We start from the raw sequence: 21,261 nt of genomic DNA on the forward strand, positions 1-21,261 counted from the left end.
ATGCGTAGCCATTATTGTGGTCACCTGAACAAGTCCCTTGCAGGACAAACCGTAGAATTGTGCGGTTGGGTTAACCGCCGTCGTGATTTAGGCGGTCTTATTTTTATTGATATGCGAGATCGTGAAGGTATCGTTCAGGTTGTCGTTGACCCCGATATGGCGGAGGTGTTTTCTGTCGCTAACCAATTGCGTAATGAATTTTGCATTAAGCTCACCGGTGAAGTGCGTGCTCGTCCAGATAGCCAAGTAAATCAAGGTATGGCAACGGGTGAAGTGGAAGTGTTAGCGACCGCGCTACACATTATTAACCGTTCTGATGTATTGCCGCTTGATTTCAACCAAAAGAATTCAGAAGAGCAGCGTTTAAAATATCGCTATCTAGATTTGCGTCGTCCAGAAATGAGCGACCGCATCAAATTGCGCGCTAAAGCGTCAAGTTTTGTCCGTCGTTTCCTTGATAATCAAGGTTTTTTAGATATTGAAACACCTGTCTTAACTAAAGCGACACCAGAAGGTGCTCGTGACTATTTAGTTCCAAGCCGAGTACACAAAGGCAGTTTTTATGCTTTGCCTCAGTCTCCTCAGCTGTTTAAACAGTTATTGATGATGTCTGGCTTTGATCGCTACTATCAAATCGTCAAATGTTTCCGTGATGAAGATTTACGTGCCGATCGCCAGCCAGAATTTACCCAGATCGATATTGAAACGTCGTTTATGACAGCGGATCAAGTTCGTGCGGTTACTGAGCAAATGATTCGTGAAATGTGGCTTGAACTGCTCAATGTCGACTTGGGTGAATTCCCAGTGATGCCATACAGTGAAGCCATGCGCCGTTTTGGTAGCGATAAGCCTGATCTACGTAACCCAATGGAGTTGGTGGATGTCGCTGACCTTCTCAAAGCAGTAGACTTCAAGGTTTTCTCTGGCCCAGCAAACGATGAAAAAGGTCGCGTTGCTGCGCTTCGAGTACCGGGTGGCGCTGCGCTCTCTCGTAAACAAATTGATGAATATACAGCATTTGTTGCCATTTATGGGGCTAAAGGCTTGGCATGGCTAAAAGTGAATGATGTCAATGCGGGTTTGGAAGGCATTCAATCACCTGTCGCTAAATTCCTTGATGAAGCTATCGTGAAAGCCATTATTGAACGTACGCAAGCACAAGATGGTGATATCGTTCTGTTCGGTGCGGACAAAGCCAATGTGGTTGCGGAAGCGATGGGCGCTTTACGTCTTAAAGTGGGTAAAGACCTTAATATTACCAATGGTGCGACTTGGGCTCCATTGTGGGTGGTTGATTTCCCCATGTTTGAAGCCGATGACGAAGGGAATGTTGCTGCGATGCACCATCCATTTACTTCGCCATTAAATATGACGGCTGAACAGCTAAAAGCGAACCCAAGCGAAGCGTTATCCAACGCTTACGATATGGTGCTCAACGGCTATGAAGTGGGTGGCGGCTCGGTTCGTATTCATGATGCTACTATGCAAGCAGCCGTCTTTGATATTTTAGGTATTGATGAACAAGAACAACGTTTGAAATTTGGTTTCTTACTGGATGCACTTAAGTTTGGTACACCACCTCATGCTGGGCTGGCATTTGGCTTAGACCGCCTTGTGATGCTGCTGTGTGGAACCGAAAACATTCGGGATGTCATTGCTTTTCCTAAAACCACCGCTGCGGCTTGCTTATTAACGGATGCGCCTAGTGTTGCTAACCCTGCGGCATTAGAAGAGTTGGCCATTGCTGTCAACCTTGCGAAAGAAAAAGCCGAATAACGACACTTTGTTGGATTTAGGGTGGCATAGCCACCCTTTTTTATGACAGTAATTTAGGTAGGATAAATCCACATTTTACTGATGTTTGCTACAATAGCGCGCTTTTTACGTTTTTAAAGGAAACCTCTCCGTTGGCTCAGATGTATTTTTATTACTCAGCGATGAATGCGGGTAAATCGACCACCTTATTGCAATCTTCTTTTAACTATCAAGAGCGGGGAATGACGCCGGTTATTTTTACCGCTGCGATAGATGATCGTTTTGGGGTAGGCAAAGTCAGTTCTCGCATCGGCCTTGAAGAAGATGCCCATCTTTTTCAACAAGATACCGATTTACTCGAAGTCATCACCGCTCTCAACCGTGAACAAAAACGTCATTGCGTGTTGGTGGATGAATGTCAGTTTCTGACTCGTCAACAAGTTTATCAGCTCACTGAAGTGGTGGATAAACTGGGTATCCCGGTTTTATGTTATGGGCTGCGAACCGACTTTTTAGGTGAGTTGTTTGAAGGGAGTCAATATTTATTGTCATGGGCCGATAAACTGGTCGAGCTAAAAACCATTTGCCACTGTGGGCGAAAAGCCAATATGGTGATTCGTACTGATGAGCAAGGTCAGGCCATCTCTGAAGGGGATCAGGTGGATATTGGCGGTAATGACCGTTATGTTTCAGTGTGTCGTCAACACTATAAAGAAGCATTGGGACGTTAGTGAGCAGAGTTTGATTGAATAAGGATGGGTTTTCCATCCTTATTCATTTAGACCGTGAGTGGTTTGAGTGCTTGGTGAGCAAGTAACACATCATTGGGAATAGGTTGCTCAATCTGAAAACCTTGAGCAGGGTAGTGCTGAATACGCTCAAAATCTTCGACTAAGGCCTGAATCACGAAATCTAAGGTTAACGCTTCGGTGAGATAATCAAACAACGTATCTGAAGAGGAGGTAACTTGCAGTGTTTTCAGCGGCTCTGGCCACTGTTTCAGAAAGGTTGCATAGGCTCGGCGTTCCATATACGGTTTATGTGCAACCAGAATGCGTTCTGCTTTTATTCCTCTCTCTTTTAGTAACTGATAACTCAGCAAGACATTTTCACCGCTATGGGTTGCCTGCGGCTCGATTAAGATCGCTTCACTCGGTAAACCATTTTCTTTTGCAACCTGAGCAAAGGTTTCTGCTTCAGTTTGATCAAATAAACCTTGGGTAAATCGCCCTGTATTACCAGAAAAAAGTACCCATGGTGCTAACCCTTGTTGATATAGATGGCAGGCCACTTCAGCGACACGAGTATCATTGCTACCGGGAACAATAATTACATCGGCAGGCTGAGGCGTGTGTCCCATTTGCATAAATTGCCACAGCGTTTCTAGATGTTGATAAAGATGTTTACTCATCGTTGTCTAAGGCCTCTAGGGTATGAGAATAATGAAAAGAAAAACCCGCTTGGAGAAGCTTACTGCAGAGAATGCGTTTATCTGCAAGATGCACTAAAGGAGGTAAAGGCGTTTCGGATTTGGCCGCTTTCAGTGCGGCTTGATAAAATGTGGCCTTGCTTACCGTGTTTGGTGTGGTGACATTCACCACCTCATTCATCAAATGGTTAATGGAAAAATCAATGGCGCGAATCGCATCGATTAAATGCAGCATATTTGCGGGTGCTAAATCACTGACTTGGGAAAGGCGTGCTGCAAATCGGGCCGGGTGGCGATCTGGGCCTATTAAGCCGCTGCATCGTAAAAGGGTGTAGTCAATACCACTGTCGATCACAGCCTGCTCTGCCGCTAACAGCGTTTTTGCTTTTTCTGAAAAATGAGGGAGTTGATTGGCGATTAACCAAGAAGCATCCGATTCCAACATATCTTGAGCTTGGTTAGGGTAGACGCTGGTTGAACTCACCATAATGATTTTTTTTATCTTTGCTTTTTTCGCTTGGGTCACGAGTGCTTGCCAGCTTTTCTCATAATGTAGGCTTTGACCTTGGCGAAAACCGGGGGGGAAACAGCCAATCAAGGTGTCGCAGTGAAAATGAGTCAATGTTTCAGCGAGTGTGTTTGCTTGAGGCAGTAGACAAATAAAGCCTGTAATGCCCTGCGTCTGCAATTCCTCCAGCCGCTGCTGATTTGTTCGGCTTGCACATACCCAGTAGCCTGCTTGTTGTAAGTGCCGTGCAAGAGGAAGGCCCAACCAGCCTGCTCCTATAATAGCGATCCGCTGCATGAGATAACTTATACCAGTAAACGTGCTTGTATACTAAAGGGTGTTGTTTCGAAATGCTAGAACCCCAAGCCGCCATTGGTGACTTGGGGAGTTAATGATTAAGGATGAGAGAGAACTTGTAGAATTCGATCAGCTTGCTCAGCCATCACAATACCTTCATGGGTTAAGTACCCACCGTCAGGTAAGGTACATAGTCCTTTATCATAAAGGCGCTGAACTGCATTTCTGACCGATTCTGACGCGTCAGTGTGAACCTTGATTCCGGTTGCTGCGCTGCTGATATCAAATTGAAGTAGCAGGTTTAATTCATCAAGGTGGTGGGGTGAAAACTTCATCGCAAACCCTCTGTAGTTGATTTCTTTTCACCATAAGGGGCGGAACAGGAAGACGCAATTATTATCCAGTAGAACTGTTATCTTGAACCATTATGTGCTTTTTTTGCGCATGTATTTGGCTAAAAAGTGGTCAATTCTGATGTGTTAAGTCTCTTTTAAAACATTTTTAGTGAACGCGAGGAATAACCCTTGAATAATGGTTGAAATAGAGCGATTATCCGCCACTCTTTTGTGTGTATCAAAATGTAACATTACCTATGGACCTGAATCAATTTGACTCTCTTCTTCCGCCACAAATGGCTGAACGTGCGGCGGTAACAGGGGAAAGCAAAGCCACTAAACCGGTATACAAGTCATTTTTACTCGCGATTTCTGCGGGCATACATATCGGTATCGCTTTTATCTTTTACACTGTAGTCACAACCGGGGCTCAGGATGTACCTTACGGTATTACCAAATTGATCGGTGGCTTAGCCTTTAGCTTAGGTCTTATTTTGGTTGTGATTACTGGTGGGGAATTATTCACCAGTTCAGTACTCACACTTGTGGCGAAAGCCAGTGGAAAAATTTCTTGGTCACAATTGGTTAAAAACTGGATAGTGGTGTACTTCGGAAATTTGTGTGGTTCAGTACTACTCGTGGCGATCATGCTGTCTATGAAGCAATTTATGGAAGATGGCGGGCAACTGGGCCTCAATGCGATGGCCATTGCTGGACATAAATTACACCATAGTTTTTTTCAGGCTTTTTCGCTTGGGTTGATGTGTAATATCTTGGTCTGTTTAGCGGTATGGATGACATTTAGTGCCCGTTCGTTAACCGATAAGGTGATGGTTTTGATCTTACCTGTTGCGATGTTTGTCTCTTCTGGTTTTGAGCACTGTATTGCCAATATGTACCAAGTACCCATGGCGATTGGTATTAAGTATGTTGCTCCAGAAAGCTTCTGGCAGATGACTGGCGCGAATGTTGCTCAGTACGCAGATCTGACGATGGTTAACTTTATTATCAACAATCTGATACCCGTGACATTAGGCAATATTGTTGGAGGAGGAGTGTTTGTTGGAATATGGTATTGGTTGATATACCTGAAAGATTAATTGGTTTAGCGTAAAACCGTCATAATCTGGCGGTTTTACCCATTTGTTATCCACATTTTCTGTGGATAAGTTGTTTCAAACTCCGTGAGTAACCTTAACTGCATGATTTATTAAATTAATGTTGCACTAGTTTCGTGCAGGGTTAAGTTCTATTTTGGTGCATATTTAAACACCTCAATAGGTTTTTAGCGGATAAAAAGGCAATAAATCCTCCTCTTTCTTTTCAAAAATCCCCTATATAAAATAAAAAAGTAGGAAAATAGTTATTTTTATAACTTTTCTAATCTTATTCATTCGTTGATGTTCACTGACTTTCTATTAACACTAATAAAATAATTGGGTGGTTAAATTATCGCCAATGCAAGGGTTGTGTTTTCGTTTCTGCTTTGTGGGTGAGTGCACTTATCGTCAAATAATTGAGAAAGTGCATTTTTCTTGATGTAGCACTAAGTATGTGTCACAAAATTTTGTACATTGAGCCTTTTTGTCGATAACTCCTTTGTGGGACACATTCAGTAGGAAAAACAATGATTTTAGTCGTAGGTCATAAAAATCCAGATAGTGATAGTATTTGTAGTGCTTTGGTTGCTGCAGAGTTACTTAAGGCGCGTGGGCTATCAGCCAAAGCGATTCGTCAAGGTGAAGTGAACCGAGAAACTCAACATATTTTAGAGCAAGCGGGTGTATCAGCTCCTGAACTTAGTACATCGGTAGCCGGTGAAAAGGTTTGGCTTGTTGATTATAGCGATGTAGCACAAGCACCAGATGATCTTAACCAAGCTGAAATCTTAGGGATTATTGACCATCACCGTCTTGGCGATGTGATGACCGTTAATCCACTTGAAGCCTGGATCTGGCCTGTAGGGTGTACCTGTACAATTCTATTTAACCTGTGCAAGATGGAGCAGGTTCCGGTCACTCGTTCATTAGCCATTTTAATGATGTCTGCCATTTTGTCAGATACGGTTGGATTTGCTTCTCCAACTTGCACTGAGAAAGATAAACAAGCTGTCACCGAATTAGCTCAGTTAGCTGAAGTGGATGATTTAGCCGACTTTACTCAGCAGTTATTAATCGCTAAGACGGATATTGAAGGCTTAAGCGCCGCTCAATTAGTTGAAAAAGATCTTAAAGCGTATCCTTTTAATGGGCGAGACGTGATTGTTGGTCAAGTTGAGTTGGCCACCTTAGATCAGGTTGCAGATATGATTGATGAATTGGAAGCTGATTTACAACAACGCTGTGATCAAGAAAATTTCGCGTTAGCGGCATTGATGCTTACCGATATAACAACGGCACAAACGCGTCTACTTTTTAAAGGTGAATGGGCTGAAAAATTAGTCAAACATGAGCAAGATGGAGTATTAATGATGCACGATACTCTAAGCCGTAAGAAACAGGGTTGGCCTTGGTTACAAACGGAACTGGTGTAATCATTCAATTACGGTATGATCGCAGGCCGACAAATAGTGGGAGTAAACTTAAACCATGGCAGAGTCATTGAACGCAGAACAGATCTCGGCACTTAATCACTATGATTCAGAGCAACGGATGAAATACGCGGTTAAGCACATAGTTATTCATCAGCAGGTGTGGATTTTAAAAGATCAACACGGATGCGTGATGCTTAATACAGAAGATGAGGATTGTGTTCCTGTCTGGCCTCACCAAGAATTAGCACAGGCTTGGGCAACAGGAGAGTGGGCTGATTGTGAAGCGCAGGCGATTCCACTTAACCAATGGCGTAGTCGTTGGACCCCAGGGCTGGCTGACGATGAGTTGTCTGTGGTGGTTTTCCCAAATGATAGGGAAGAGGGCGTCGTTTTATTCCCTGATGAGTTCGATATTGAGCTTGATAAACAAAAATCGGCACGATAGTTCTTAAGTTATCTCGATGAAGGCCCACATATTTATGTGGGCCTTCGTTTATTTGCATTATTTTTATTTAAAGCTGGGAGCTTTTTGGAAGTGGCTTTCAATCATCCGCTGGGTGATGGGATGCTGAGGATCAGAGAGCACTTGTTGGGTATCGCCAAATTCAACCACTTCACCTTCATGCATCACCATCACCTTATCAGTAATGTGTTTGACGATGCCAATGTGCTGGGACACATAAATGAAGGAAACCCCCATCTCTTCTTGTAGTTCAAGAAAGAGGTTGATGATTTGCGAACGCATGGCCATATCTAAGCCATTAAGCGCTTCATCCGCAATTATGATAGAAGGTTGTAATATGAGCGCGCGAGCTAAACATACCCGCTGTTTTTGACCCGTTGCGAGCATTTGTGGGTAGAAATAAGCATGTTCAGGTAATAAGCCAACACGGAGCAGCGTATCCTTTACTCGGTTCATTCGAGCTTCAGGTGTCATATTGGTATTACGTTTGAGCGGCCCCTCTAAAATTCGTCCTATTTGTAGGCGAGGGTTTAGCGAGGTATTGGGATCTTGAAAAATCATCCGAATCAATTTGCAGCGTGTGGCGTAGTCTTTATGTTCCAGTCGCTCGCCATTGACGAATATCTCCCCATTCGTAGGCTCGACCATTCCCGCGAGCATTCGAGCAAGGGTTGATTTTCCTGATCCATTTTGACCAATAAAACCAATGGTTTGCCCTGCCTCTAAACGAAAACTGACGGGCTTTACCGCATGCTGAATTTTTTTGCGGAATAAGCCAGAACGAGTGATAAAGTCTTTAGACAACTGGTTGACTTCTAGTAGTGAAGCACTCATGGCTATGGCTCCATATTCAGTGGGAAATGGCAGGCAAATTTATGATTTTTAACCCAGCGTGTTGCAGGGACTTCTACACATTGGCGCTGTGCATAAGGGCAGCGAGGACCAAGCCGACACCCTATGGGCAAGTGTTGAAGCGGGGGAATCGACCCCGGTAAGGATTGTAATTTTTGTTTATGCGGGATCCAGTCGCTAAAATCAGGCATCGCTTTGAGTAAGGCTACCGTATAAGGGTGCTTGGGTTCGGTCATGATTTTTTGAGTATCAGCCGATTCAACCGATTGACCGCAGTACATAACCGTAATTCGAGTTGCCCACTGGGTAATGGTGGTTAAGTCATGGCCAATCAGCAAAATAGAAGTGTTGTTAACCTGATTCATTCGGCTGAGTAGGCGTAAAATCTGTGATTGAGTAATCGGATCTAAATCGTTCGTCGGTTCATCGGCAATCAACAGTTTAGGTTTAGCCGCGATCGCCATGGCGATCATCACTTTTTGGCATTCCCCATCCGTCATTTCATAAGGGTAGCTACCCATAATGCGTCGGTGATCTTTGATGCCCACTTTATGTAATAAGGCAATTGCTTGTTTTTTACGCCAAGTGAAGCGTTGCCACCAACGTCCTTCAAATGTTCGAGAGGGAATGGATTCAATTAATTGCTCGCCAATTTTTTCAGAAGGGTCAAGACAGGTGGACGGTTCTTGAAAAATCATTGCAATATCACGCGCGATCACTCGACGGCGCTCTCGTGGGGTAAGTTGCAATAAATCAATATTGCCAAGTCGTAATCGATCGGCACTAATACGCCAATTATCTTTGCTTACGCCGACAATCGCTTTGGCGACTAAGCTTTTCCCTGAGCCTGACTCACCAACCAAGCCACGAATTTCACCTTCGTTCATGGTTAAGCTCATCCGGTCAACCGCTTTAACAATACCTTGTGGGGTATCAATTTCAATCGTGAGATGGCGGATATCAAGTAGTGGCATTATTCGACTCCCGCATTCAGTGCTTGGCGAACCCCTTCACCAACAAGGTTGATCATAACAACAGTAAACATAATGGCAATGCCTGGTAAGGTCACTGTCCATGGAGCAAGATAAATGAGTTCGACTGAGTCACCTAACATGGCTCCCCATTCGGTGCTGGGGGATTGAGCGCCGAGGCCTAAAAAGCCTAATGCAGAGATATCCAAAATAGCGATAGATAACGCCATCGTCACTTCTGCAGCGATGACGGGTAAAATGTTGGGTAAAATGGACGACCAAAGCAGATAGATATCACTCGCGCCATCCAAACGAGCAGCCATAATGTAGTCTTTTTCTACTTCGTTATGAACCGTAATATAGACTGAACGAATAAACCGAGGGATCAACGCTAGGCAGATTGCGAGCATGATGTTGAATTCTCCCACGCCCAAAAGTGCCACAAAGATAATGGCCAGCAGGAGGGAGGGAATGGACATCACTGTATCGAGTAAATGATTTAACGTACTGGAAAGTAGACCTTTAGTCATTCCGGCTAATGTGCCGATGACACAGCCGATGACAGTCGCAATAAAGGTGATCACGAATGCAGCCCCAAAAGTGATTCGTGAACCATCGATTAAGCGAGATAAAATATCGCGTCCAAAATCATCGGTACCAAGAAAGTATTGCACCGTTCCTGATGGGTCCCATGAAGGGGGCATTAAGAGTTCCCCTGAAGGCATATGGGGATCGTGAGGCGTTATCCAGTACGAGGTTAGGGTAAGCGTTAAAATAATCAACAAACACCATAAACCAAACATCGCCAGTTTATTCGCTTTATAGCTGCGCCAAAAGCGTTCAAATTGGCTTGGGATATGCTCTTCTTGATAAACATTATTGGTTAGCATACCACTCCTTCCTTACTAGAGGATTAACCATGGTGCCGATTAAGTCTGAGAGAATGCTGGCTGTTAACACCAAAGCTCCAACCGCCATGACTCCAGCTTGAATGGAGACGTAATCTTTATTGGCGAGAGCATCGAGCAACCAACGGCCGATTCCCGGCCAGTTAAATATCGATTCGGTAATAATGGCAAGAGTGAGCATACTAGAGAGCTGCACGCCAAACTTAGGAATAATGGGGGGGATTGCATTTCGCAACACATGTTGAGTGACGATTCTGTAATAGGATAGGCCCTTAATTCTGGCTGCACGAATGTAATTTTCACTCATAATGTTTGCGACAGAAGCCCGCATTAGCCCAATGATTTGAGTTGTCGGAGCCAAAGCAAGCACTAAGCAAGGCAAAACCATATGCTCAATGACACTTTGTAGAGCATGGCTGCGATAGGGGCCTTGGGCAAGAAACGCATCAATGAGGGCAAAGCCCGTTATTGGCTTAATTTGATACAGTAAATCATAGCGTCCCGCCACTGGAAAAATTTCATATTGCAAAGAGAAAACCATAATCATCATCAGTGCAACCCAAAAAATCGGGGCGGAATAGCCAGACATAGAAGTGAATGAAATGATGGTGTCGAGCCACTTCCCTTGTTTCATTCCCGCCAAAGTGCCAAGTGGAATACCAATGAGCAGAGAGAGCACAAAGGCAACTAAGCAAAGCTCTAAAGTGGCAGGAAAAACCAATAGTAATTCTTCAAAAATAGGGGTTCCGCTTTTATTGACCCCAAAGTTTAAGTTGAACAACTCATTAATATAAGACCACCAACCAGCCCAGTACGACTCATGGGCAAGAGGAGACATCGGTTCGAGCCGAAGCAAGGAATACCCGACAAGTGTTAATATTAGTAAGGTGATCACAAAGAGGTTTAAGCGGCGCAGTGTGTAATTAAACATTATTCACTTATTCTCTCAATGGTATGAAAAGGCTGAGTGCTAAATGGGCTCAGATAAAATCCGGTGAGTGATTTGTGGTACGCTTTAAACTGTTTTCCATGGGTTAACGGTATCACGGGAAACTCTTGGTTCAAGATATTTTGTGCTTGCGTGTAGAGGTTTAATCGATAGCGTGGCCGCTCAGTTTCTAACGCTAAATCGAGCAAGAAATCAAACTCACTATTACACCATTGAGCAACATTTACCCCCGCTTGATTGGCATCACAAGAAAGTAATGAACGTAAAAAATTATCTGGATCACTGGTGGCACCGGACCAGCCTGTCAGGGATAAATCAACACGATTTTGCTCTGAAAGTTCGCTTCGTTCTGAACGATCTTCCCAAATTAGGTGTAAATGAATACCAATGTCTGCCAAGTTGGCTTGAATTAATTCTGCCGTTTTGCGAGGGCTTGGATTATACACTTTAGGTTCAATAGGAACTGACATCGTCAGCTCAATTCCGGAGTTGAGCCCTGCCTCTCTAAGTAAAGCCAGCGCGTAGTTTCGGTCATAGCGCACTTGAATATTGTCTTGATGATAAGCCCATGACGAAGGTGGCAGAATGTTATACGCAATACTTCCCGTATCATAGTAAACCGAATCTAAAATTTTATTTCGGTTGATAGCAAAGTTTATTGCTTTACGAACACGAGCATCTTGCAAGATAGGATGTTGTGTATTGACGGCAATAAAAGCCACATTCATGGCTGAAGTGGTATCAAGAACAAGATCCGATTGTGCTTTAATGGTTGGAATTTGGCTTGCGATTGGAGAAACCAGCACATCACATTCATTTCTCAATAACTTGGCTAATGCGCCAGTACCTCGTTGAGATATATCAAACACCACTTGGCTCATATGTGCCGGGCCATTCCAATAACGAGGGTGACGGCGTAACCGAATAAAATCGCCGGGTTGGAATTCATCTAAATAGAAAGGCCCTGTACCAACTGGGTGGCTATCCAACATGGAGTGTTGATTAATTTTGGCTAGTTGTTGTGCATACTCGGCAGAAAGAATAATCGAATAAGTCGTTGAAATATTGGAAAGAAAAGTATTGTCCGGTTGGTTAAGCGTAAACTTTACAGTGTGTTCATCAATAGCTTTAACATCTTTGACCAAACCAGCAAAGTCAAGGCTGTTAAACCAAGGGTAGTTGGCATGGTTGATCGCATGAAAGGGGTGAGATGAATCGATAATACGACGAAAGCTGAAGACAACATCGTCGGCATTCAACGCTCGGCTTGGGGTAAACCACGCCGTCGATTGGAACTGAACCCCTTTTCTGAGGGTAAAAAAGTACTCTAACCCTTGATTTTTCACTGCCCATTGTGTGGCTAAACTTGGCTGTGGGAGATGTGTGTCTGGGTTTAAAGTCAGTAAGGTGTCATAAAGCTGAGGGCTTAACGTTTCTGAGGTGATACCGCTGTCGACCAATTGTGGGTTAAAGGTTGTGGGATTGCTTTGGCCGCAATACACAAACCCTGATTGGCGAATTTTTTTATGGTCAATGCTGTCGCCGCAACCCGTGAGTAAAGCGAGACCGCATAATCCGAGAGTCAGTCGTAATAAAGAGTTCATAATGAAGTCTATCTGTGAGCAACAAGGCTAAGCGAGATAGCTTGTGCCTCAAAATCCGCTTAATTTACCATTCTTTACCGAACAAGGCCAAATGAAAAGGTCAGCTTATGAATCATTTGTCTGTTCTCCCTGAAGTGGATCATGTTTCTCTGATGAAAGCAATTGATACTTTCGTACCATGCCACGGAATTGATCATAGCTCAATCCCAGTAATTGTGCTGCTTGCCGCTGATTAAATTGAGCGCGTTTGAGTGCCAGTTGTAGTAATGATTTATCTTGTTCGGTCTGCCACTGTTTGTAGTTTAGGGGGAGAGAAAGAGTTTCCCTTGTTCCTTGATTGGCATCCGAAAAAGTATTTTCTGCCATGGCATTGGCTTCCATAAAGGGGTCAAAAATTAAGTCATGGATGGCCGTTGGTGCTTGTCCATGTTGATAGACGGCCCGTTCAACCACATTTTTAAGTTCACGCACATTGCCAGGCCAGAGGTACTGGCATAATCGTTGTTGAGCGTGTTCAGTAAACCCAACAAAGACAGGGAGTTCTAATTCTCGACACATTCTCATCGCAAAGGTTTCTGCGAGTAATAAAATATCCTCTTTTCGGTGGCGAAGAGGGGGTAAAGCGATAACATCGAAGGCGAGCCTATCCAATAAATCGGCACGGAATTGTCCTTGTTGAGCAAGGTTTGGTAGGTTCTCGTTAGTCGCACAAATGATGCGAACATTGGCATTCAAGGATCGACTGCCACCGACCCGTTCATATTGTCCATATTCAATAACACGTAGCAGTTTTTCCTGTACAGCGAGCGGTGCTGTAGCGAGTTCATCAAGAAAGAGGGTGCCACCTTCTGCGCGTTCAAAACGACCTTGATGCTGCTGTTTGGCTCCAGTAAAGGCTCCTGATTCATGTCCAAACAATTCAGAATCCAGTAACCCTTCACTTAATGTTGAGCAGTTTAATGTGACGAGAGGGTGTTCCCAGCGCTTGGATAAATAGTGTAATCGTTGAGCGATCAGTTCTTTACCGGTTCCTCGTTCACCAACAATCAGTATGGGGCGTTCAATCGGCGCTAGACGAGAGACTTTATCCAGCACTGCGAGAAAAGCTGGGGATTCGCCAATTAAAGTATGCTGTTGCATGTGTCATTCCTTGCGTCGGTGAATTAAACCAATTATTGGTAATTTTCATCATAGCATAATAAGGGTGAAGTAGGATGGTGATTATAATTTATTGAAAAATAAGAGAATAAATAATGGCATGATTGTTGAAAATATTTTGCATTGAATTCCATTGAATCGTTCTTATTGGTTTCTTTGGAGCATGTCACGGTATTTACTTATGATTATCTGAAGGAGTGTGTTATGGGTATTTTTTCCCGATTTGCCGATATTATTAATTCTAATATCAGCGCATTACTCGATAGAGCCGAAGATCCTGAAAAAATGATTCGGTTGATTATTCAAGAAATGGAAGACACCTTAGTTGAGGTGAGAACCAATTCTGCGAAAGCAATGGCAGATAAAAAAGAGTTAGAACGTAAAATAGAGACCATTGAAAGGCAATTGGCTGACTGGCAAGAAAAAGCCACGTTAGCTTTAACCAAACAACGAGAAGACTTGGCCCGTGCAGCGTTGATCGAAAAACAAAAATTACAGCATATTTTACAAAGTTTACACAGCGAGCAAAGTTTAGTTAGCGAGACGATTGAAAAACTGACGGGTGAAATTGCTAAACTGGAAAGTAAAATGACAGAGACGCGGGCGAAGCAGCAAGCTTTAGCTATTCGTAGTCAAACGGCCAATAACCGCCGTAGTGTACAACGGCATTTGCATACCAATCGTAGTGATGAAGCCTTGGCAAAGTTTGCTCAATATTCAAGGAAAATCGACGAATTGGAAGCAGAAGCGGATCTTTATGCGCAGTCAAATATAGGTCGTTCATTAGATCAAGAGTTTGCAAAATTACAAGCTCAGGATGAAATCGACCAGGAATTGGCAAAGCTCAAGCAGCAGCTAAAATCAGAATAACATTATTCAGAGAGCAGTCAGCTCTGACAGGATTATGGATGCAATCGAACATCCGGTTGAATAGGAATAAATGATGGCCTCATTTTTTATCGCGGGACCTTTGGTGGTTTTTCTTATCTTTGTTGCCCCCTTATGGTTACTGTTGCATTATCGGAGTAAACGAAAAGTAGACAGTGGTTTGTCTGAGGAAGAATACCAACAATTACAAACCCTATCAGAACAAGCGAAAGGACTACAACAGCGGGTAGAGACATTAGAGAAAATTCTGGATAAAGAAGCCCCGACGTGGAGAGGATAGTATGAATCATCGTGAACTGTACCGGGATCCGGTCAATGGTAAACTCACCGGTGTTTGCGCCGGTTTTGCTAACTTTTTTGGGGTGGAGGTGTGGCTCGTGCGCATTCTTGCCATTACGGTTGCGTTACTAGGTGGTTTTGCTTTGGTTTTGATCGCTTACATCGCCCTTTCTTTGATGCTAGAAAAACAGCCACCTCAATATAGTGATGAGTTGCGCTCGATGCGTTCACATACTTTGAAAGATAAGGCTTGGATGCAAGGAGAAAGTGCACAGCGTATTCTTGCCACTTTAGAGACGGATTTAAATCAGGTTGAACAGAAGGTGCGAGTGATAGAGGCTTATGTTACTTCAGAAACTTTTACTGTTCATCGCCGGTTTAACCAATTGTAATGGATAAAAAATAGAGGGTTTCTAATGAATCAACCTGTGATCTGTGCATGGACGATTACGCACCCACTGGACCGTATTTATCATGATACGGAGTGGGGAAAACCCGTTTATGATGACCGTACTTTGTTTGAGTTTTTAACGCTGGAAGGGGCACAAGCAGGGCTCAGTTGGCTTACCATCCTTAAGAAACGAGAAGGATATCGGCAAGCATTTTCGGATTATGACCTCACGCTTTTGGCCAGTCGGGATGATTCATGTATTGATGCTATTATTTCTCAATTTGATGTGGTGAAACATCGAGGGAAAATTAGTTCTGTTTTTTCTAATGCGCGAGCAGCGCTGGCATTGCAAGCAGAATATGGATCTTTAAGCCAGGCATTGTGGTCATTTGTTGGTGGAGCCCCAATTTTAAATCAGTGGCAGGATGGGGAACAAATTCCTAGTGTGAGTACAGAGTCTCAGGCAATGAGTAAATACTTAAAGCAACATGGGTTTAAATTTGTTGGCCCAACGATTTGCTATGCTTTTATGCAGGCGGTAGGGATGGTCAATGATCATTTGTTGCATTGCCCTCATCGCTAAATAACTAAGAGCGCGTTAGCGCTCTTACTGGATGAATACCATGAGCCACCCGAGGGCATTTTATATGCCATAGGAGCTCTTTCTTTCTGCATTATCGATAAATAATTTTATTCGGTCAAAACGGCTTGATAACGAGCTAAGCCCTGATCTAGATCCGCGATTAAGTCATCGATCTCTTCTAATCCAATGTGTAAACGAATGAGCGTTCCTGTAAAATTGGGCTTAGCCACTGTCCGTAGGCTGTCAAAGCTTTTCGGCTCATTGGCTAAAATCAGGCTTTCAAAGCCCCCCCAAGAATAACCCATACTAAAGTGCTGCATACCATCGAGTAGTGCTGTTGTTGCTCGTGGATGACTTGTTTTTAACACCACAGAAAATAAACCATTACCACCAGTAAAATCTCGCTGAAAATATTCATGCCCAGGGCAATCCTCTAGTGCAGGATGACGAACATGATCAACCAGTGGATGCTGTGCTAGCCACTGTGCGATTTTTAGGCTGCTCTGTTCATGTTGGCGTAATCGAACATCTAAAGTTCTTAACCCGCGTAGGGCTAAGTAAGCATCATCGGGCGAAATACATTGGCCCATTAAGTAACTCTGCTCACGGAGTTGATCCCAGAAGGGGGCTTTAGCTACAGCGGTACCCAGCATCACATCGGAGTGTCCGACGATGTATTTTGTTGCTGCTTGAATCGAAATATCCACGCCATATTTTAAGGCTGAAAAGTTAACCCCAGCAGCCCAAGTATTATCCATCATAACGATGATACTGTGTTCATGAGCAATTCGCGCTAAGGTCGGAATATCTTGCACTTCCATCGTGATGGAGCCGGGGGATTCAGTAAATAGTACTTTAGTGTTCGGCTGGATTAATGCACGAATACCTTCTCCAATCATGGGGTCATAATAGGTCGTTTCCACCCCAAATTTTTTCAAGATGGTATTACAGAAATCACGTGTCGGTTCATAGCAGGTATCGACCATTAATAAGTGATCACCAGACTGAACAAAAGAAAGAAGAGTATTACTGATGGCCGCAGCCCCACAAGGGTAGAGCGCACAGCCGGCTCCGCCTTCAATATCGGTCATCGCTTCTTGGAAAGCAAAATGAGTGGTGGTTCCTCTGCGGCCATAAAACAGCGTCTTATTTGCTCGGTTTACGGTAGCATGATGTTTTTCGGCGACACTATCAAATACAACGGTTGAGGCTCGCTGTACAGGCGGGTTAACGGTACCTTGCGTCCATTTCTTATTGCGCCCAGCCGTGACAAGCTGAGTCTTTTTGCCTTCTGACATGAATTATCCTTGTCTGAATGATGAAGAAGTTATTTAAAACATGGAGGTGTAGGTCAATGCAACCCCCAAGTCATAATTTGCTTCAATAGAGTGCCTTAGGGATTAAAGTAATGGGTTGAATAGGTAAAAAAGTCGTTCTAGAAAGCGATGGCCGAGTGAGCGTGTTTCCCAAAGGGAATAGCTCACTTCTTGCGACTGTTTAATGTAGTTTTCTTGCTGCCAGTAGAGTTGCTGAGTAAATTCTTCATCATCAACGGCTAAAGTCACCTCAAAGTTGAGCCATAAACTCCGCATGTCTAGGTTAACGGTACCGACTAAACAGAACTGTCGGTCTATCACAACCGATTTGGTATGTAATAACCCCCCATGAAACTCATGAATTATCACGCCAGCTTGAAGCAGTTCTCCGTAAAATGCTCGTGAGGCCCATTGCACCATAAATGAGTCATTTTTTTGCGGGATGATCAATTCAACTTTCACGCCACGCTGTGCGGTCATCTTTAATGTTGCTAGCAGATCAGCACTAGGAACAAAATAGGGAGTCGTAATACGAACCGATTCATTCGCTTGATTGATCGCTAAGGTCAATACTTGGGAAATCAGATTTTCAGGCATTCCCGGCCCAGAAGGCACAACTTGTACAGGATGCTGTGGGATGTTCACATCCAATTGGCACTCTGGGATGTTGGGTAGCATACGAGCCCCTGTTTCAACTTCCCAGTCCCAACAATGAATCGCAGATAAAACATTCACGGTTGGCCCGGAAATGCGCACCATAATATCGACCCACTGACCGACGCCCGAATCTTGTTTAAAAAAAGCGGGATCAACCATATTCATCGAGCCGGTATAGGCAATGGTATCGTCAATGACGATAATTTTTCTATGTTGACGCAAATCTAACCGACGTAAAAAGATACGCCAAGGACTGACTTCTAATGCTTGCACCACATGAATCCCTGCGGTACGCATCATTTGATACCAGTGGCTGCGGAAAAAACGAGGGCTGCCAGCTGAATCGAGTAACAATTTAACATCCACGCCTCGTTTAGCTGCTTGAATTAACGCTGAGCCTACGGCATCCGCCAACCCCCCTGGATACCAGATGTAAAATTCCATGCGGATGTTGTGTTGAGCTTGCTCGATATCCTCAATGATGGAATGCAAAATTTCATGGGGGGAGTTTTGCAGTGATAAAGTATTGCCACTAAGCGCAGGAATGCCCATTCGGTGGTTACAGAGTTTATCGATTTTATAGATATGAGCACCCATCGTTTCGGGTAAATGGGCTTGGCAATCATTCAGGTTGAGGAACCATTCGCCAAATGGCTTAAACATTTCTTTTGCGCGTTCAGCTCGCTTGCGACCTAAATTAAGTTCACCAAACAGGAAGTAACATAAAATTCCGACGATGGGGAGAATGTAAATCACCATTAACCAAGCGAGAGAAACACTCACAGCTCTACGTTTTAAGACCACACGTAAAGTAATCCCCGCAACCAATAGCCAATAGATTGCAATGCCTGCGAGGGTTAAAAAATGATAAATCTTATCCATATCCACATTGATACCTATGATTGTCAGTCTGGATAGTAAAGGGAAAGCATCAGATAAGAAAGGGGGAGAGTTGGATATGAAACAGAAAACGCATAAAACTGGTTTAATTCGAACATTCTAAGACGAATATAAAACATATTCGCTGATAAAAGCATCAGATAATCTACAAAAGGCGTGGTAAGCCTCAAAATTAATAAGTCTGGGCTTCCAATTTTATGCTTAAACTGTTCTACTTGCTACCCCTCTTGGTGTGACTTGGTTTTTTTATAACTGTACAGATATATATACAGTTAAGTCTGCACTGTAAGCATTAATACAATCTAGTGGTATAAAGACAATGGCGAGTAGTTCTCGAGGCCAATTCTCTTCACGATTTGGTTTTATCATGGCCGCTGCGGGCTCCGCGGTCGGGCTTGGCAATGTATGGGGATTCCCTACGCAGGCAGCCAGCAATGGTGGCGCGGTATTTCTGATTGTTTATTTACTGATGGTCTTTTTACTGGCATTTCCTATGTTAGTGGCCGAGTTAACGATTGGTCGTTATGGGCAATCCAACCCGATTCGTTCGTTTCGAGCAGTATGGCCACAAGGAAAGGTAGGGGCAATCCTCTTAGGTATTGTCGGTATGATCGTTGTCTCTTTGATCTTAAGCTTTTACGCCATAGTTGCGGGCTGGTTGGTCGGTTCATTGCTTGGTAGCGGCTTTGATTTAATTGGGATGAAAACGGCTAGCCATTGGCTAACCAGCTTTACGACGGAACGCAATTTGATTTTGATGGTGGCCTTTATGATTCTGACCATGGTTGTGGTCAGAAATGGGGTAGCCAATGGTATTGAAAAGTGGTCAACACGCTTAATGCCTCTATTATTTATTCTTTTTGGTTTACTGACGGCCTATATCTTTACGCAAGAAGGTGCATGGGATGGTCTGAAGATGTATTTGGTTCCAGACCTTTCACATCTGAGCCCACAATTAGTGGTAAGTGCAATGGGGCAAGCCTTCTTTTCACTTTCTTTAGGTGTTTGCGTGATGACCACCTATGGCTCTTATCTAAAAAAAGAAGCCAATTTACCCAAAACTGCCGCTCAAGTTGCATTGCTGGATACAGGTGTGGCTTTTATTGCTGGGTTAATGATTTTGCCTGCCATGTTTGTCGCTAAGCATAATGGGGTTGAAATCTTCTCGCCATCTGGTGAGTTACTTAATTCAGATACGTTAGTTTTTACCGTATTACCCGCCATGTTTGAAACTATGGGGACGGTTGGCGCTCTTATTGGTTTAGTCTTTTTTCTATTAATGATTATTGCGGCGCTGACATCCTCTATCTCTATGTTGGAAGTTCCCGTGGCGTGCGCTATCGAAGAGTTGCAACAAACTCGGACTACTGCAGTGTTATGGATAGGCGGTTTAGTGACATTGGTTTCAGGTGTGGTGGTCTTTAATTTCTCAAGTCTATTTGGTTTAGTGATTCAGGTTACGACCGTTTACTCTCAACCAATTATTGCGTTATTAATTACTCTTATCGTAGGGTGGATTTGGAATCGTAACCAGATTTTGACAGAGTTAAAGCAAGGTTATCCAGAAATTGAACATAGCTGGTTTTGGAAAATCTGGCCGCTTTACGTTCGTATTGTTTGCCCAGCCTTAATGTTGATGGTTTTCTTTGCGTAAGTCGTGCTATTCGCTTAATAAAAACGGTAAAGCCGCCTTTTGGGGCGGTTTTACCGTTTTATCTCCTCTTTATTTATTGAGGACGGAGAGGGAGATTTCTGTATAATGCGGCCTATTTGAGAGAGCATCATGTTTGACATTCTCTACACACATCATGATTTTTTAGTGATCATTAAGCATCCCAATGTCTCTGTTCATAAAGATGATGGTGAGGTGATGTTGCTACAAGAAGTCGCTAAACAGAGTGGAGATCATCAACTCTATTTGGTTCATCGCCTAGATAAAATGACATCAGGGCTTTTATTATTGGCTCGTAATCCTGAAGCGGCTCGATTACTTTCGCTTGCGTTTGCTCAGCGAACGGTGGAAAAATTTTATTTAGCGATAGGTAGCAGTAAACCGAAAAAAAAACAGGGCTTGATCAGTGGTGATATGCAACGGTCACGTCGGGCGAGTTGGAAATTATTAACTTCGCAGGAAAATCCAGCCCGCACACAGTTTTTCTCTTTGCCTGCGCAACCGGGTGAGCGATTATTTTTGTGTAAACCGCATACAGGTAAAACCCATCAAATTCGAGTGGCTTTAAAATCGATGGGTTCAGCAATTATTGGCGATCCTATCTATAGTCCCAGTAGCCAAGCCGATCGAGGGTATTTACATGCGTTTGCTCTGCGTTTTTCTTACCAAGAGGAGCGTTTCGAATTTGTCTGCGATCCCAGACAACATGATCGCCTCGGTGAGAAATGGAACCATCCTTCAGTGAGTCAAGGCATTGATTCTTGGCTGACACCTTGGTTATTGATTTGGCCTTCACTATCTAATGAATAATTT

22 protein-coding genes are annotated in these 21,261 nt (G+C 43.6%); 11 read left to right on the plus strand and 11 right to left on the minus strand.

All coding sequences use genetic code 11. The features are described from left to right. Entirely contained in the window at positions 1 to 1,776 is a 1,776-nt protein-coding gene (aspS, locus tag EXA13_RS01720; RefSeq protein ID WP_238131579.1) for an aspartate--tRNA ligase, read from the plus strand. A 131-nt stretch (positions 1,777 to 1,907) separates the two neighbouring features. Next, entirely contained in the window at positions 1,908 to 2,486 is a 579-nt protein-coding gene (locus EXA13_RS01725) for a thymidine kinase (protein WP_238131580.1), read from the plus strand. Between the two features lie 47 nt (positions 2,487 to 2,533). On the opposite strand, the gene EXA13_RS01730 is transcribed toward EXA13_RS01725, so the two are convergent. From EXA13_RS01730 to EXA13_RS01740, 3 genes are all read right to left on the minus strand, one after another. Then, positions 2,534 to 3,166 carry a YdcF family protein gene (locus EXA13_RS01730; RefSeq protein WP_238131581.1) on the minus strand — a complete coding sequence of 211 codons (633 nt, stop codon included), beginning with the start codon at positions 3,164 to 3,166 and terminating at the stop codon, positions 2,534 to 2,536. Beyond that, positions 3,159 to 3,989 carry an NAD(P)H-binding protein gene (locus EXA13_RS01735; RefSeq protein WP_238131582.1) on the minus strand — a complete coding sequence of 277 codons (831 nt, stop codon included), beginning with the start codon at positions 3,987 to 3,989 and terminating at the stop codon, positions 3,159 to 3,161. Before EXA13_RS01735 ends, EXA13_RS01730 begins: the two co-directional genes overlap by 8 nt. A gap of 98 nt (positions 3,990 to 4,087) precedes the next feature. Then, positions 4,088 to 4,324 carry a TIGR02647 family protein gene (locus EXA13_RS01740; protein WP_238131583.1) on the minus strand — a complete coding sequence of 79 codons (237 nt, stop codon included), beginning with the start codon at positions 4,322 to 4,324 and terminating at the stop codon, positions 4,088 to 4,090. A 257-nt stretch (positions 4,325 to 4,581) separates the two neighbouring features. Between EXA13_RS01740 and focA the strand changes: the two genes are divergently transcribed. From focA to EXA13_RS01755, 3 genes are all read left to right on the plus strand, one after another. Next, on the plus strand, positions 4,582 to 5,424 hold the full coding sequence (focA, locus tag EXA13_RS01745) for a formate transporter FocA (protein WP_238131584.1): 843 nt from the start codon (positions 4,582 to 4,584) through the stop codon (positions 5,422 to 5,424). A gap of 527 nt (positions 5,425 to 5,951) precedes the next feature. Further along, positions 5,952 to 6,857: a manganese-dependent inorganic pyrophosphatase gene (locus tag EXA13_RS01750; RefSeq protein ID WP_238131585.1), complete on the plus strand. Its 906-nt coding sequence runs from the start codon at positions 5,952 to 5,954 to the stop codon at positions 6,855 to 6,857. A gap of 55 nt (positions 6,858 to 6,912) precedes the next feature. Beyond that, positions 6,913 to 7,302, plus strand: a complete 390-nt coding sequence (locus tag EXA13_RS01755) for a DUF2750 domain-containing protein (protein WP_238131586.1) — start codon at positions 6,913 to 6,915, stop codon at positions 7,300 to 7,302. 63 nt (positions 7,303 to 7,365) lie between these two features. On the opposite strand, the gene EXA13_RS01760 is transcribed toward EXA13_RS01755, so the two are convergent. The 6 genes from EXA13_RS01760 to pspF all read right to left on the minus strand — a co-directional run bounded on the left by EXA13_RS01760 (position 7,366) and on the right by pspF (position 13,744). Further along, entirely contained in the window at positions 7,366 to 8,154 is a 789-nt protein-coding gene (locus EXA13_RS01760) for a peptide ABC transporter ATP-binding protein (RefSeq protein WP_238131587.1), read from the minus strand. A gap of 2 nt (positions 8,155 to 8,156) precedes the next feature. Further along, positions 8,157 to 9,146, minus strand: coding sequence for an oligopeptide/dipeptide ABC transporter ATP-binding protein (locus EXA13_RS01765; protein ID WP_238131588.1), 990 nt, complete (start codon positions 9,144 to 9,146; stop codon positions 8,157 to 8,159). Then, positions 9,146 to 10,033: a putrescine export ABC transporter permease SapC gene (sapC, locus tag EXA13_RS01770; RefSeq protein WP_238131589.1), complete on the minus strand. Its 888-nt coding sequence runs from the start codon at positions 10,031 to 10,033 to the stop codon at positions 9,146 to 9,148. The genes EXA13_RS01765 and sapC overlap by 1 nt, the downstream gene beginning before the upstream one ends. Then, positions 10,020 to 10,982 (minus strand): ABC transporter permease, encoded by a 963-nt coding sequence (locus tag EXA13_RS01775; protein WP_238131590.1) that lies wholly within the window; start codon positions 10,980 to 10,982, stop codon positions 10,020 to 10,022. The genes sapC and EXA13_RS01775 overlap by 14 nt, the downstream gene beginning before the upstream one ends. After that, complete coding sequence (gene sapA, locus EXA13_RS01780; RefSeq protein WP_238131591.1) at positions 10,982 to 12,604, minus strand: ABC transporter substrate-binding protein SapA; 1,623 nt, start codon at positions 12,602 to 12,604, stop codon at positions 10,982 to 10,984. Before sapA ends, EXA13_RS01775 begins: the two co-directional genes overlap by 1 nt. Before the next feature lie 105 nt (positions 12,605 to 12,709). Further along, positions 12,710 to 13,744, minus strand: a complete 1,035-nt coding sequence (gene pspF, locus EXA13_RS01785) for a phage shock protein operon transcriptional activator (protein WP_238131592.1) — start codon at positions 13,742 to 13,744, stop codon at positions 12,710 to 12,712. Between the two features lie 222 nt (positions 13,745 to 13,966). Here pspF and pspA point away from each other — a divergent pair, with 222 nt between their 5' ends. The 4 genes from pspA to EXA13_RS01805 all read left to right on the plus strand — a co-directional run bounded on the left by pspA (position 13,967) and on the right by EXA13_RS01805 (position 15,903). Next, entirely contained in the window at positions 13,967 to 14,632 is a 666-nt protein-coding gene (gene pspA, locus EXA13_RS01790) for a phage shock protein PspA (protein ID WP_238131593.1), read from the plus strand. A 73-nt stretch (positions 14,633 to 14,705) separates the two neighbouring features. Then, the gene (gene pspB / locus EXA13_RS01795) at positions 14,706 to 14,930 is read left to right on the plus strand and encodes an envelope stress response membrane protein PspB (RefSeq protein ID WP_238131812.1); all 225 of its coding nucleotides are present in this window, start codon (positions 14,706 to 14,708) and stop codon (positions 14,928 to 14,930) included. A 1-nt stretch (position 14,931) separates the two neighbouring features. Next, positions 14,932 to 15,321, plus strand: a complete 390-nt coding sequence (gene pspC / locus EXA13_RS01800) for an envelope stress response membrane protein PspC (RefSeq protein WP_238131594.1) — start codon at positions 14,932 to 14,934, stop codon at positions 15,319 to 15,321. A gap of 24 nt (positions 15,322 to 15,345) precedes the next feature. Next, complete coding sequence (locus EXA13_RS01805) at positions 15,346 to 15,903, plus strand: DNA-3-methyladenine glycosylase I (protein ID WP_238131595.1); 558 nt, start codon at positions 15,346 to 15,348, stop codon at positions 15,901 to 15,903. Between the two features lie 107 nt (positions 15,904 to 16,010). On the opposite strand, the gene EXA13_RS01810 is transcribed toward EXA13_RS01805, so the two are convergent. Both EXA13_RS01810 and cls read right to left on the minus strand, forming a co-directional pair. After that, entirely contained in the window at positions 16,011 to 17,201 is a 1,191-nt protein-coding gene (locus tag EXA13_RS01810; protein WP_238131596.1) for a cystathionine beta-lyase, read from the minus strand. 102 nt (positions 17,202 to 17,303) lie between these two features. Then, a complete protein-coding gene (cls, locus tag EXA13_RS01815) occupies positions 17,304 to 18,758 on the minus strand; it encodes a cardiolipin synthase (protein ID WP_238131597.1) in 1,455 nt (484 codons plus the stop codon). 337 nt (positions 18,759 to 19,095) lie between these two features. On the opposite strand from cls, the gene EXA13_RS01820 reads away from it, so the two are divergent. Both EXA13_RS01820 and EXA13_RS01825 read left to right on the plus strand, forming a co-directional pair. Then, a complete protein-coding gene (locus EXA13_RS01820) occupies positions 19,096 to 20,430 on the plus strand; it encodes a sodium-dependent transporter (protein ID WP_269135224.1) in 1,335 nt (444 codons plus the stop codon). 129 nt (positions 20,431 to 20,559) lie between these two features. Next, positions 20,560 to 21,258, plus strand: a complete 699-nt coding sequence (locus EXA13_RS01825; RefSeq protein ID WP_238131598.1) for a TIGR01621 family pseudouridine synthase — start codon at positions 20,560 to 20,562, stop codon at positions 21,256 to 21,258. The last annotated feature ends 3 nt before the right edge of the window (positions 21,259 to 21,261 follow it).

This window comes from Vibrio cincinnatiensis, assembly GCF_022113815.1.
Taxonomy (GTDB): Bacteria; Pseudomonadota; Gammaproteobacteria; order Enterobacterales; family Vibrionaceae; genus Vibrio; species Vibrio cincinnatiensis_A.